Origin of the sequence: Gordonia effusa NBRC 100432, assembly GCF_000241305.1 — a bacterium.
Lineage (GTDB): Bacteria > Actinomycetota > Actinomycetes > Mycobacteriales > Mycobacteriaceae > Gordonia > Gordonia effusa.
In genome coordinates, this window is record NZ_BAEH01000036.1 from 98,174 (window position 1) to 111,633 (window position 13,460).

Genomic DNA, 13,460 nt, shown 5'->3' on the forward strand with positions numbered 1-13,460 from the left:
CGAGGTTCACTCTGGCAGAGATACTCGAACAATGTCAACAGCGCACAGTTGGTCGACACGTCGCAGCTACAATTCGGCTATGGCCCGGCGAGTCGACAAGTCCGCGCGTCGCGCGGAGATCCTGCGGGCGGGCGACAGACTCCTGCGCGACCGCGGACTTCAAGCGTTGCAAATCCGGGAAGTGGCCCGCGAGGCCGGCGTCGCGGCTGGCACCGTCTACACCTACTTCGCGACCAAAGAGTCACTGTTCGCCGCGTTGTACGCCGAGCAGATTCTGCGGACCGTCGAAGAATTCAAGCCATACCTCGATTCTCCGCCGAGGGAGCAGTTCATCAGATTCGCCACCAGTTACCGCGACATGTACGGCGTCTTCGGTCGCGAAGTCGACGTCGCCTCGTTCGTTACCCCCGAGTCGCTTGTCGACGGACGAACGGTCGAGGAATTGCTAAGTGCGACAAGCCAACTGGTCGAGTTGATGACCGAGTTCATCGCAAAACACGATGTGCCGCAACCGGAATTGACCCTCACCATCCTCTGGTCACTACTATCGGGACTCGCCATGCACTACAGCGGACCGCGGCAAATGTTCGGCGCTTCCGACTGGGATGAGGCAGTTGGGTTCGCGGCCGACAAATTGGTCGACATCTTGCTGCCGAGCACCAAGCAATAGCGCCCGCGAGTCAGGGAAAACCGAGTTGACCCGAGCCTTCGGCCGGAACTAGGCTTGGTCCCGTGCTTCAACTCATTCTCGTAACCCGCCGTAGCGGGGTCTGGATCTGACCGACCCCCCGCTGCGGGTTGTTACGTCTTCTGTCGGTCACTCGAACTTCGACCGAAATGATCACACGAGATGCGTACTCTTCACTTTTCTGCGTCATCCTGTTCACGTCAGCCCCAATCTGGTTCCGCGCGGGGCGAGTTCCTCGGTTACTCGCTGCCTCGCGGTATTGCGCAAGAGGCAGCGAATATGGACTGGAACGGATTTACCTCAACCTATGCCCCCGAAGGCTCCATCCGACTGGGTTCGTGGACAATCGAACCCGCAGCACGAGACCAAATCGATTGTCGTGCAACACTTTCCATTGATGATCGCACAATGTCGTTGCACGCCAAGGCGTCCGGGCCGATAAGCGCGATGACATCGATGCTCTATGACATCGGAGCACCGATACAGATCCTTAGCCTGCACCAGCGCACCAGCGGTGATCAGGTGATCACTTTTTTGCTCTGCGAAAACGATGATCGCCAATGCTGGGCAGCGGGATTCGGCGCCAGCTCAGACGAGGCCAGCGTCAACGCGTTGATTGCCGGAGCCAATCGACTACTGCCAACGGCGCGACTCTGACCAGGCGGTTTTGCCACCTCTTGTATACCGTTCGACTGTATTGTTTAGACCACTAAGCCGGATCCGGACACACTGATGTCATGGGGACACCTAGCAAACCGTGGTCCGAGCGCGCTCAGACGCGGGCGACCAGTGCGGTATTGCTATTCACCAGAACTTCGGCGGTTGTGCTGGCAATCGCTTTCGTATCGACGATTGGGTTGGGTACCGCAACCGCCTTTCCGACGTCGATTCCACCGCGGTCCGGCCCCAACCAAGCAACGACCACGGCAGCTCAGACGCCTAGTCAGCAAACCCGCGTCGAACAGCTTCCGGCGAACGTGGATGCGAATAGGGATACCGACAGTGTGCCGATCCCAACCAACTACAGATATGACGGCCCCGGCACTAAAGATGCCCGACATGATTACTGCTCATACTCACCCGATCAGTATCCTGCTCCAGGACGAAATGCCAATTTCAGTGGTGCCTGCGCCCGGCACGATATGTGCTACGACGCGGCTGATGCCGCAAACCAAGGCTACGCAGGGTGTAACAATGCACTGTGGGTGGACATGACAACCGTTTGTAGCCACCAATACAAAATTTACGACCTACGGAGGCAGGGATGCTTGAGAGCGGCAGACGTCTATTGGATAGCTGTTACCGGCTCTCACGTAGGGCATCTATAGCCACACTAGTCGCCGTATTCGTGTTGATCGCGGTGTCGGGGTGCGATCGAAAACAGGATGAGAACGACCCTGGGCAAGCGACGATCGCCTACTTGAACGCTCTCGCGACGGGAGATCGAAACACAACACTGTCCACCACGTGTGGGCCTATCAATTGGTTCCTGGAAAAGACAACTGACAAGCAATTTATGGAATTTCGAAGCAGCGTTTTCGGCAATTCCAAGTCGCCAAAATTCGAAGTGGCACGGTCGAAGAAGACAGGCGACGACTATCTCGTAGTGGTACGTCAGGACGGCGTCGAGAAACCGGATGATGCGCTCCTTGTTTCCCTGGACCAAGACGGGCACTACAAGGTCTGCGATAGTCAAGCCGAGCCGGCGGGAACGCCCGCGCCATACTCACCCGCTCCATAGGCTTAGATCGGGAAATGCACATGCGAGTCGGAATCGCATTGTCGCTCTTTGTGGTGATGTGTCTAACCATGATCGGGCTAGGTCTCTTCACTACAACTATGTGGGTCTTGTACCTGCTGTTCGGTATCGCTGAACTCGCTGGCGCTGCATATCTGCGGCATCGCCGAGGCAGTTGGCTGGTGGTAGCAACTCTCCTCGTCTTGGGTGTTTACCAGCTCGTACAGGGGATCTTCTGGCGATCTGCGACCGCCGAGCAAATCAATTCGGCCATCCCCATCGATAATGTTGGCGCGGCGATGATCTGCCTGCTAGCAATCGTCTTGGTCCTCGCGGTGCCGTTGACAAATGATCCACACCGCCGCGCCAGGGGTCTCTGAAGCGTGAAGGCAACGACGCGACCTAGTCGCGGGCGAGATCAGCCAACCGCTCGCGCAGCGCTTGCCAGCTACCACCGAAACCCGGATGCAGAGGCAATCCGTCGACGTCGGATTCCGCCACCCAGCGAAGTTCAGCGGATTCGCCATTAGCTGTCGTCGCCAGCGGTTCGTCCACGTCGGCAATGACAGTCGTATAGGTCCACCCGCTCGGTGCCGAGTGAGTTACCAACGCCGCGCGCACCCGCAGGTCGTTGCCGCCGATGCCAGCCTCCTCGTCGGCCTCTCGGACTGCGGTGTCGACCGCGCTCTCGTGCGAATCTCGCGCACCGCCGGGCAGGCCCCACGTGCCTCCCTGATGGGACCATACCGCTCGATGCTGTAGCAGGATCGCCACCTCACCGTCGGCCAACGGCGCCCGCAACAGCAATCCGGCCGCGCCGTGTCGTCCCCAATAGCGCGAACCATCCGCATCGAAAACCCAGCCGTCGCCATCTCCGCGCACAGGTGCCTCCACAATCCCAACGGCACCGCCGATGTCGTCGTTCCTTGCCCAAAACGGGCACTCCCAAACGTAGGCGAGTTCGTCCCGCCTAGCCACCGCATCCGGTATTAGGGTTGTGTGGTGAGACGGTAGTGATTAATCGGGTCAGGTGCTCGGAGTGCGAGAGGGAGGATCAACTGGTGGCCGGCGACGCATCTTCTGTGCGGTCCCGGTTGGGTCGCGCACAAGTACCGCCGGACGGCAAACGCGGCGGCAAGCCCCGCGCTGAGCGCACTCGCACGCCAACCCCGCTCAGCAGTGCACACAGTCTCAGTACCGAACGAGCGGGCGGACGGCCGCCGAGCCCGCAGCTGCGCCGCGCGCTGTCCGACCGCCGTGAGCTGATGGCCGCAGCTCGCGTGCGTGCGCAGTCTCCACTGATGTCCGCCCGCCATCTCGTGGCGTCGAGCATCGGCAAACTCATCGCGATGGCGCTCATCTTGGCCGCGGCATGTTTCCTCGCCGGCTGGTACGCATCGCTAACACTCAACAGTCGCACACAGATCTTGCAAGACACCGTGAATCACACCGAGCCGCTTTCGGAGTCCTCGCAGGTGCTTTACAGTTCGCTCTCGATCGCCGACGCTGCCGCCAACGCCGCGTTCATCTCGGGCGGTCTAGAGCCCCCGACTCTGCGCAAACGCTATTCCGACGCGATCGCGACGGCATCGAATGCCTTGATCATCGCCGCCAGCAATTCCACCGGCGTCACCCCAACCGGAAACAACGACCTACCTGTCGATCCGGTACACACCGACCTCGCGCTACTGGCAACCAACGTTCCCGTTTACACCGGCATCATCGAGACCGCTCGCACCAACAATCGCCTGGGTAACCCGGTTGGCTCGGCCTATCTCGGCGAGGCGTCTTCGTTGATGCAGGACACGATTCTGCCTGCGGCCCAACGACTTTACGAGCGACGATCAGCAGCAATCGCCGATCCGCAGCGCTCACTGACCCAACCGCCGTGGGCAGTTTACGCGGTACTCGCGGTGGTTCTGGTCGCTTTATTTCTTGCCGCTCGATACCTCAGTCGCCACACTCGCCGCCGCTTCAACATCGGCATCCTTATCGCGACGATCGCCATGGTGGTCGGGCTTACCTGGTTATTGGTCGCCGGGCTGATGTCGGTCGCCGCGACCAACGATGCCAAGAATAACGGCGCCGATCCGCTGCGCGAACTGACTCAGGCGCGGATCGAAACACAGCAGGCGCGGTCGGCGCAGACCCTTTCCCTGGTACGACGCGACCAAGACTCGTTGGAGCAGACCTACCGAAAAGCCAGCGACTCGATCGCTCGCACCCTGATCACATTGAAGGACGAACGGCAGACCGGTGCGGCGACGTCGGTGTCCGACGAATTGATCCAACGCGCGATCAACGCTCACAACGGCTGGGACCAAGCCAATTCGGAGATCAACCGCCTGGTGGCCGGCGGAGACTTCCGCGGCGCGCGCTCCCTCCTCGTCGGCGACACCGCCAACTCGGCGGCGCGGTTCTACGGCGAACTCGACATGGCGCTCGTCGAGGCGATCACCAGCGCGCGCACCGTTTTTCGAGATGACATCAACACCGCACAGCGGGTGATGGGCTTCTCCGGAAACGGTATCTGGACGCTCGGCATCATCGCGGCCATAGTGATACCGATCGGCCTCGCTCCGCGGGTACGGGAGTACATGTGATGGCGCGCAACAGATCTACATCAGTCCAGCGACGGCGCCTCACGTTCGTGGTACTGCTCGGCGTGCTTACCCTCACCCTCGCCGCGTGTGTCAAATTCGCCGCACCGCAAAGTCTTCCGCCCACGGCAACCGCGACGCCGCCAACGCCAGCCGACGTCGAGACCAACGTCTCCCGTGAACCTCCGCCGAACGAGTCATGTAATCCATCGCTGACGTTGCGGCCCACCGAGCTGCCCGAAGCCGGAAAGATGGCCCCCAACACCACGATGGCTGCGATACACGGTCGCGGGCGGCTGATCGTCGGACTCGACATCGGTAGCAATCCATTCAGTTTCCGAGATCCACTATCGGGGGATATCAAGGGGTTCGACGTCGATATCGCTCGTGAGATTGCTCGCGCCATTTTCAACTCTCCCGACCGCGTCGAATACCGTGTACTCAGCTCGGCCGACCGCATCGAAGCCTTGCGCAGCAACACCGTCGACGTAGTGGTCAAAACGATGAGTATCACCTGCGACCGGATGCGCGATGTAAATTTCTCCGCACCCTATTACGTTGCTTCACAGCGAATCCTCGCGTTGCGCGACTCTACCATTGAGGACGCCGAAGACCTTGCTGGGCAACGAGTTTGCGCCGCCCGCGGAGTAACGTCGATCGGCCGTTTACAGCAGCTCGTGCCCAGCGTCAAGATGGTCGAGACCACCACCTGGGCGGATTGTCTGGTATTGCTGCAACAGGGCGAAGTAGTGGCTGTGTCTACGGACGACGCGATCCTCGCCGGCCTCGCGATACAAGACCCCTGGCTCAAGGTAGTCGGCCCCGGCCTGGGCACCGAATACTACGGCGTCGGTATTCCGCGGGGTCAGGACGACATGGTTCGCTTCGTCAACGCCGTTCTGGCATCGATCACCGTGAATGGCCGGTGGCAGCAGATCTACAACGAGTGGCTGTCGGTGCTGGGCCCCCAGTACATCGCCCCCCAACCGATCTATCGGGACTGATCGACATGACCTCAGAATCCGCCGACGTGAACGACTCCAATTCAGACGATCCTGAAATCAGTACGCAGGCAGTACGTTTCGACCCCTTTGCCGACGACGAGGACGAGTCGACCGATACCGCTGGCACCCAAGCCGTGCCGTTTGATCCGTTCGCGGATTCGGGTCCGACGTCGGGCGGTTCGCAACCTACCGCGCCGGTCGAAGATACGTCGCCCCGACGCGATTCGTTCAGTTCCGGCGGCACCCGACGCCTAATCCCGTCAAAGCGGTCACGGGTGCACGATCGACGCCTGGGCAGCAATCTTGTTGAACTGCCAAGGATTTCCGACACGGATCCAGCTGATGCCGTCATTGACGACCCGGTCATCGTCGAGCGCAAGCGCAATTGCTGGAAATGCGGCGAACCCGTCGGGCGCGAATCTGGCCCCGGCACCGGCCCACTCAGCGGCGACTGTCCGCACTGCGGCGCGCGGTACTCGTTTGTGCCAGGTCTGGCCAAGGGAACCCTCGTCGCCGACCAATACGAGATCCAGGGTGCGATCGCGCACGGCGGCATGGGGTGGATTTACCTCGCCACCGACCACAACGTCTCCGACCGTCCGGTGGTGCTCAAAGGTCTTCTGAATTCGTCTGATTCGGAGGCACAGGCGGTCGCGGTAGCGGAAAGACAGTTCCTGGCTTCGGTCAACCATCCCGCTATTGTGAAGATTTACAACTTCGTCGAGCACACCACCGAAGAGGGAAATCGCTTCGGCTACATCGTGATGGAGTACATCGGCGGCCAAACTCTCAAACAACTTACCTCTGCCGAGCCCGGCGATCCCAAAGAATCCACAAAGCTGCTCTCGGTGGAGCAGGCGATGGCGTATCTGCTCGAAGTCCTCCCCGCTATCGGATACTTGCATTCGGTCGGTTTGATCTACAACGACGTGAAACCCGACAACATCATGGTCAGTAGCGATGAGGTGAAACTCATTGACATGGGCGCGGTTTCGCCCATCAACGGGTTCGGCCACCTGTACGGAACGCCGGGATTCCAGGCGCCCGAAATCGCGAAAACGGGCCCACAGATTGCCACCGACATCTACAGCCTCGGCAGAACCCTTGCCGTGCTTACCATTCCGATGCCGATGCGCGGCGGGCAGTATGTCGCCGGCCTGCCAAGCGTCGCCGATGTGCCCGAATTCGAAGAGAATCCGTCCTTCCATCTACTGCTGCAACGAGCGACCGCACCCGATCCCGCCGACCGGTTCACCAGTGCGGAAGAAATGACCACCCAGGTCCTCAACGTGTTGCGCGAGACCGTCGCGGTGCATACCGGCGTGCCACGGCCAGCGCTGTCTACGGTGTTCACCCCACCAAGGTCAACATTCGGCGCCGACCTGCTGTTGGCCCCCATTGAGGCATTCTTCGATCCCGATCAGACCGCCTTCTACGATCCGGCCGACATCGCCCGGGCATTGCCCGTCCCCTTGGTTGACCCCAGCGATCGGGCGGCTCCGCTCCTGACGTCGGCGGCATTGAGCGATCCGAGGCAGATCCTCGATTCGATCCGTGCCGCACGCGCCAACGGATTTCCGCAACTGCTCGACGCTAACGACGGCCACCCGTCGATCGAACTTGAACTAGTTGAGGTGCGCGCCCACCTCGAACTCGGCGATGTCGATACCGCGTTGGACCTACTATCGTCGATCGCTCGCTATTACGGCGAGAACTGGCGCATTGACTGGTATCTCGGCATCTGCGCGCTCTACAACGATGAACCCGAGCTCGCCTTCGAGCGATTCAACGAAGTCCTTGAAGCCATGCCCGGCGAGATTGGCCCAAAACTTGCCGTCGCGGGAACCGCTGAGTTGATCGGTCGCTGGATTACGTCGGCCAAGACGAACCGATCCCCTTCTGCCGCAGCGAAAGCCAAGGATTGGTACAACATCGCCGGGCATCACTATCACGACTTATGGTTCACCGATCATGGCATTGTGACCGCGGCATTCGGTTGGGCACGGTTAGAACTGGTCGCGGGCAATATCGATGCCGCCATCGCCCCGCTCGATGATGTTCCAGCAACGAGTCGGCACTACAGTACCGCTCAAGCGACGGCCATTCTCGTGCTCGTTCACGGTCGGCCGTCGGGCGATGTCACGTACGAGCAATTAACAAGGGCTGCTGAGCGTTTGGACAAAATGCCCGATGCTGAGCTCTACAAAGCACGGCTCACCCTCATCGTTCTGGGTACGGCACTGGGCTGGATCGTCGCCCATCCACCGACCGAACCGCTGCCGGATTTCCTCGGCTATCCCTTTACCGAGGGCGGCCTGCGAGTCGCGACCGAGCAAACCCTGCGTCGGCTGGCACATCAGACTCGCGGCAATCGGGCACATCGGTTTATGTTGGTGGACCTGGCAAATTATGTGCGGCCGGAGACGTTGTTTTAAGTAGTTGTTCCGCGACCGTGACCGACTACTGGCCCGATCCTAAAGAGCGAAGTCGTTACCTCACTAATCGAGCGGCTCGGAGAGGGACAGTTTTACTCAGTGCGCGCCGAAGTCTCCCTAATGGAAGTAGCCAGCGCCGAGGCGCCTTAACTGAGTATGACCATTATCGGTGCGGCTCTTTCCACTCCTGAGTTCGGCAACGCGGTGGATCATGGGGTCGATTCAGCGCGCGCGGCAAAAGAGTCGGGTCTGTCAGGAATCTGGCTCGGTCAGCGTTTCGACTATGACGCGATCGCACTGGCCGGCATCATCGGCCGGGAGGTGGATGACATCACCGTAGGCACGTCCGCCGTGCCGATCTTCGGTCGTCATCCGCTGATCGTCGCCGGTCAAGCCCAGACGGCGCAGGCTGCGACCCATGGGCGGTTCCAGTACGGTCTCGCGCTGGGCGCGGCGGCGCTAACCGAGAAGGCATTCGGAGTTGAATTCCGTCGTCCCGCAAAACGATTGGCAGACTTTCTTACCATCACCCGTTCGGTATTGGAGACCGGGGAGGTAGATTATCGGGGTACCGAGATTAGTGCCGTCTCACCCATCCCGACAACACTCGCCGGCGTGGATTCGCCGCCGCCTGTGCTGGTCGCGGCATTGGGACCCCGTGTCCTCGAGGTTGCCGGGCGATTTGCCGACGGAATCTTGCCTTTCCTAGCTGGGCCGAAAGTGCTTGAGACGCAGATCATTCCGACTCTTGCCGGGGCGGCCGTCGACGCAGGGCGCCCGCCTCCGCGCGTCGTGGCACTGGTGCCCGCGCTGGTAACCGATGATCCCGACGCCGGCCGCGCAGCGCTGGCCGCCGCGACCTCCTTCTACGAGCAGATTCCGTCCTACCAACGGGTGATCGAGCTTAGCGGGGCCCGACGGGCCGTTGAACTGGGACTGGTCGGCTCCGCTGACGAGGTGCGGGCCGGGTTGCGTGACTATCTCGCTGCTGGAGCCACCGAAATCGTGTTGACCCAGACCGACTCGCTGGGCCCGCAGACCGAGCGTGCGACCTGGGAGGCCGCCGCGGTTCTCGGGCGGTAGCTAGAACCGCGGCGACTTCTATGCAATGGGTCCTACGAATGCACTCGGCGTTCGACGGCGAGGAGGAAGAACGGGATGGCGGATGCGATTCCCACACTGAAAGTGAGAACTACACTGGCTAGCCACCAGTTGAGGATTCGCAGCCGGCGAGCTTCAGCGAAGGCCCAGGTATGAAATCCGATGACGACGAATGTGAGGTCAACCATGGCGAAGCGGCTAGGCGTCGACGCTGTCCAGACTTCGCCGCTGAAGAAATCTTTCGCCGATCGCAAGCCATGGCGCCGTACGTAGGGCAGCGCTATTGAATTTTGACCTATCAGCGCCGCGACGAAAATGACTCCTAGCGCGCGTGCACGCGGCGTGGCCAGCCAACGCTTACTGTCGCGATCCGTGTCGGCAGGCCGGCTTCGAGCAGGGGACGAGTCAGTCATCGAACACCTCTTCGCTTTGGAACATTCAGTGCAGATTGTTCCAACGAACTCTACTGCTGGCCACGATCGGAGTCAACCGCCATCGACGCCGGAACATCGAAAAGTCCACGCGCAGGACTCAATCCGCCGAAGCCACCAACGCTGCCGACTGCTGGGCTATCGCCAACTCCTCGTTCGTTGGCACCACCAGTACCGTTACCGCTGAGTCGTCTGTCGAGATTCGACGAGGTTCTTTGCCTCGCAAGGCATTTCGCTCGTCGTCCACAACGATCCCGTAGTTCTCCAAGTTCGCCAGGCTGTCCGCTCGGACCGACGACGCGTTCTCCCCGACGCCGGCGGTAAACGAGATGACATCCACACGACCCAGCTCGATCATGTACGCGCCGATATAGCGCCGGAGTCGGTGGATGTACACGTCGTAGGCAGCGCGGGCATCCTCGTCACCCTGCACAATACTGGCGGTCAGCGTGCGAAAGTCGTTCTCCCCAGCCAAACCTTTGAGCCCCGACCGCTTGTTGAGCAAGGTATCGATCTCATCGACGCCCAGACCGGCGACACGGTTCAAGTGCAGGGTCAGACCGGGGTCAAGGTCACCCGATCGAGTGCCCATGACGAGCCCTTCCAACGGAGTCATGCCCATCGAGGTGTCAATCGGACTGCCCGCCTTGATCGCCGACGCCGACGCCCCGTTACCCAGGTGCAGGACAATCTGATTGATGTCGTCGTAATCGCGGCCCAGAAACTCGGCCGCCGCCTTGGAGACATACTCGTGGCTGGTGCCGTGGAATCCGTACCGCCGAATGGCGTGCGCCGCCGCGACGTCGCGGTCGATCGCATAGGTGGCCGCGGCATCGGGCAAAGCGTGGAAGAACGCCGTGTCGAAGATAGCCACCGACGGCACGTCGGGGAGCAGTTCCTGGGCTGCCCGGATGCCGATCAGATTCGCCGGGTTATGCAGCGGCGCAAGAGGAGAGATGCGTTCGATCTCCGCGATCACCTCCGGGGTGATCAACGTCGGACGGTAGAAACTGCGGCCACCATGCACTACCCGATGTCCAACGGCACACAGATCCGCGTTAGCGATGTCGGTGCCATTGGCCGCGAAGAACTCCAGCGCCCGCGCAATGGCCGCGCCGTGATCGGCCAACGGCAATTCGTCGGAATCGGTGTGCCCGTTCTGAGTATGAGAAATAACTGACTGGCTTTCACCAATTCGCTCGGCCAGCCCTTCGGCTACGACATCACCCGAAAGTGGATGCACCACTTGATATTTCAGCGAAGACGAGCCCGCATTGACGACAAGAACCGGCCGGTCGGAAGTTTGGCTGGGACTCACTTGTCTTGCCCTCCAGCGCTATTCGCCAGGTTCTGGGCCTGGATCGCGGTGATCGCTACGGTGTTGACTATGTCGGCGACCAACGCGCCGCGCGACAGGTCGTTGATCGGCTTATTCAGACCCTGCAATACCGGGCCGATGGCGATAGCACCGGCGCTGCGCTGCACCGCCTTGTAGGTGTTGTTGCCGGTGTTGAGGTCGGGAAAGATCAGCACCGTCGCCTTCCCCGCAACCGGGGAATCCGGCATCTTGGTGGCAGCGACGGACGGCTCAATCGCCGCGTCATATTGAATCGGCCCTTCTACCAACAACTCCGGAGAACGTTCACGCACCATTTCGGTCGCCGCCCGAACCTTGTCGACATCGGCGCCCGTTCCTGACTCTCCGGTTGAGTACGACAGCATCGCGATTCGAGGATCGATGCCGAATACCGACGCGGTCTCCGCGGACGAGATCGCGATGTCGGCGAGCTGCGTGTCCGTCGGATCAGGGACCACCGCACAGTCGCCGTAGGTGAGCACCTCATCGGCGAGGCACATGAAAAAGACCGACGACACCGTGGACACCCCGGGCTTGGTCTTGATGATTTCGAATGATGGCCGAATGGTGTGGGCGGTGGTGTGCACCGCGCCAGACACCATTCCGTCCGCCATTCCCAGATGCACCATCATCGTGCCGAAATAGGAGACATCGCGCATGAGATCACGCGCGCGGTCGAGTGCGACGTTCTTGTGTTTGCGCAACTCCGCGTAGGTCTGCGCGAACTGTTCGGTGAGTTCACTCGTCAGCGGATCGATGACGTCGACGTCGGTCAAGTCGATGTCGAGCGCCCCTGCCTTCTTCGCGACGATGTCGATGTCACCGAGCAGAGTCAGCCGCGCGACGCCGCGTCTCAACAAATGGCCGGTGGCCCGCAGGATGCGGTCTTCCTCACCCTCTGGAAGAACGATATGCCGCCGGTCAGCCTTGGCCCGCGCGACCAACTGGTATTCGAACATTTGCGGAGTGACGACCGCAGGAATGTCGAGATCCACTTCCTTGAGTATCTGATCGACGTCGATATGCTCTTCCATCAACGCGAGCGCGGCCTCGATCTTGCGCGCGGACTGATAGGCCACCCGGCCGCGAGTATGTGCGGCAATTCGTGCCGTGTCGTACGTCCCCTGTTCGCAGGAAATGATCGGCAACGTGGGGTTCAGTCCGTTCACCAATGCTTGAATCATCGGATGCGGTTTGAGTCCGCCGTTCAGAATGATGCCGGCCAACCGCGGAAAACCTTGTGCCGCATTAGCATTGACCAAGGCCAAGAGCACATCGGAGCGGTCGGCCGGCGTGATCACCGCGGTGCCGTCGACCAGTCGCTCAAGGATGTGTTCGACGGTCATCCCGCCGACCATCACATTCAAGGCCTCGCGGTCGAGTAGGTCGGCATCGCCGCTGTAGAGATAGCCACCGAGCGCTTCCGATAGCTCGCCCATCGTCGGCGCGCTGAGGATGGGCACTTCCGGTAGCGCCCACGACGCCACCGGAATTGCCTTGAGCGCCTTAGTAATACCGTTCAGCAGGTCGGGCTCACAACGATTCGCGACAACCGCGACAGCTGTTGCGTGAGCGGCCGACACTTCATGGAGCGCATGCTCTGCTGAGCCGACCACTTCATCCGCACTCCGACCAGATGCGTTGAGCGCCAATACAATCGGGCTCGACAGGTTCGCGGCGATCCGCGCGTTGAATCCCAACTCGGATGGGTTGCCAACGTCGGTGTAGTCCGAGCCGACCACGAGGACCGTGTCGCACTGAGCCTGCACGGCATGGAATCGCGCGACAATTTCACTGATCGCGCCTTCCGCGTCTTCGTTGACCTGGTCGTACGTCACGCCGATACATTCGTCGTAACTGAGGTCGACCGAATCGTGTGCGAGCAACAATTCGAGGATGTAGTCGCGCTCCCCTTCGCTCACGGCCCGAGAGATCGGTCGGAAGACTCCGATCCGACCGCCAGTCGCTGACAAGATCGCCAGAAGACCGAGCGCGATGGTCGATTTTCCGGTCTCCGCAGCCGAGGAGGCGACATAAATGCTGTTCGACGCGACCGTGTCTAAAGCCATACGCCTACCCTATCGTCAGTCTCCCGGCCGCTACGGG

12 protein-coding genes are annotated in these 13,460 nt (G+C 60.8%); 7 read left to right on the plus strand and 5 right to left on the minus strand.

The annotated features are described in order from the left end of the window. The first annotated feature begins 79 nt into the window (after window positions 1-79). Window positions 80-670 carry a TetR/AcrR family transcriptional regulator gene (locus GOEFS_RS22360; RefSeq protein WP_007316978.1) on the plus strand — a complete coding sequence of 197 codons (591 nt, stop codon included), beginning with the start codon at window positions 80-82 and terminating at the stop codon, window positions 668-670. A gap of 297 nt (window positions 671-967) precedes the next feature. Continuing rightward, window positions 968-1,345, plus strand: a complete 378-nt coding sequence (locus GOEFS_RS05890; RefSeq protein WP_007316979.1) for an alpha-isopropylmalate synthase regulatory domain-containing protein — start codon at window positions 968-970, stop codon at window positions 1,343-1,345. A 115-nt stretch (window positions 1,346-1,460) separates the two neighbouring features. Here the strand turns inward: GOEFS_RS05890 and GOEFS_RS23390 are convergent, their stop codons facing one another. After that, the gene (locus tag GOEFS_RS23390; protein WP_170323132.1) at window positions 1,461-1,613 is read right to left on the minus strand and encodes a hypothetical protein; all 153 of its coding nucleotides are present in this window, start codon (window positions 1,611-1,613) and stop codon (window positions 1,461-1,463) included. A gap of 836 nt (window positions 1,614-2,449) precedes the next feature. Between GOEFS_RS23390 and GOEFS_RS05900 the strand changes: the two genes are divergently transcribed. Beyond that, window positions 2,450-2,806 carry a hypothetical protein gene (locus GOEFS_RS05900; protein WP_138917903.1) on the plus strand — a complete coding sequence of 119 codons (357 nt, stop codon included), beginning with the start codon at window positions 2,450-2,452 and terminating at the stop codon, window positions 2,804-2,806. Window positions 2,807-2,828: 22 nt separating this feature from the next. On the opposite strand, the gene GOEFS_RS05905 is transcribed toward GOEFS_RS05900, so the two are convergent. Further along, window positions 2,829-3,308: an NUDIX hydrolase gene (locus GOEFS_RS05905; RefSeq protein WP_007316983.1), complete on the minus strand. Its 480-nt coding sequence runs from the start codon at window positions 3,306-3,308 to the stop codon at window positions 2,829-2,831. A 179-nt stretch (window positions 3,309-3,487) separates the two neighbouring features. Here GOEFS_RS05905 and GOEFS_RS23395 point away from each other — a divergent pair, with 179 nt between their 5' ends. The 4 genes from GOEFS_RS23395 to GOEFS_RS05925 all read left to right on the plus strand — a co-directional run bounded on the left by GOEFS_RS23395 (window position 3,488) and on the right by GOEFS_RS05925 (window position 9,548). Next, window positions 3,488-5,029: a GlnX family signal transduction membrane protein gene (locus GOEFS_RS23395; RefSeq protein ID WP_007316984.1), complete on the plus strand. Its 1,542-nt coding sequence runs from the start codon at window positions 3,488-3,490 to the stop codon at window positions 5,027-5,029. Then, on the plus strand, window positions 5,029-6,030 hold the full coding sequence (locus tag GOEFS_RS05915) for a glutamate ABC transporter substrate-binding protein (protein WP_040524555.1): 1,002 nt from the start codon (window positions 5,029-5,031) through the stop codon (window positions 6,028-6,030). Before GOEFS_RS23395 ends, GOEFS_RS05915 begins: the two co-directional genes overlap by 1 nt. 5 nt (window positions 6,031-6,035) lie before the next feature. After that, window positions 6,036-8,465, plus strand: coding sequence for a serine/threonine-protein kinase (locus GOEFS_RS05920; protein WP_007316986.1), 2,430 nt, complete (start codon window positions 6,036-6,038; stop codon window positions 8,463-8,465). A 156-nt stretch (window positions 8,466-8,621) separates the two neighbouring features. After that, window positions 8,622-9,548: a TIGR03564 family F420-dependent LLM class oxidoreductase gene (locus tag GOEFS_RS05925; RefSeq protein ID WP_007316987.1), complete on the plus strand. Its 927-nt coding sequence runs from the start codon at window positions 8,622-8,624 to the stop codon at window positions 9,546-9,548. Between the two features lie 32 nt (window positions 9,549-9,580). Here the strand turns inward: GOEFS_RS05925 and GOEFS_RS05930 are convergent, their stop codons facing one another. From GOEFS_RS05930 to pta, 3 genes are all read right to left on the minus strand, one after another. Then, window positions 9,581-9,979 carry a DUF2834 domain-containing protein gene (locus tag GOEFS_RS05930; protein WP_007316988.1) on the minus strand — a complete coding sequence of 133 codons (399 nt, stop codon included), beginning with the start codon at window positions 9,977-9,979 and terminating at the stop codon, window positions 9,581-9,583. A gap of 118 nt (window positions 9,980-10,097) precedes the next feature. Further along, window positions 10,098-11,315, minus strand: coding sequence for an acetate kinase (locus tag GOEFS_RS05935; RefSeq protein WP_007316989.1), 1,218 nt, complete (start codon window positions 11,313-11,315; stop codon window positions 10,098-10,100). Beyond that, the gene (pta, locus tag GOEFS_RS05940) at window positions 11,312-13,423 is read right to left on the minus strand and encodes a phosphate acetyltransferase (RefSeq protein WP_007316990.1); all 2,112 of its coding nucleotides are present in this window, start codon (window positions 13,421-13,423) and stop codon (window positions 11,312-11,314) included. The genes GOEFS_RS05935 and pta overlap by 4 nt, the downstream gene beginning before the upstream one ends. Window positions 13,424-13,460: the final 37 nt, after the last annotated feature.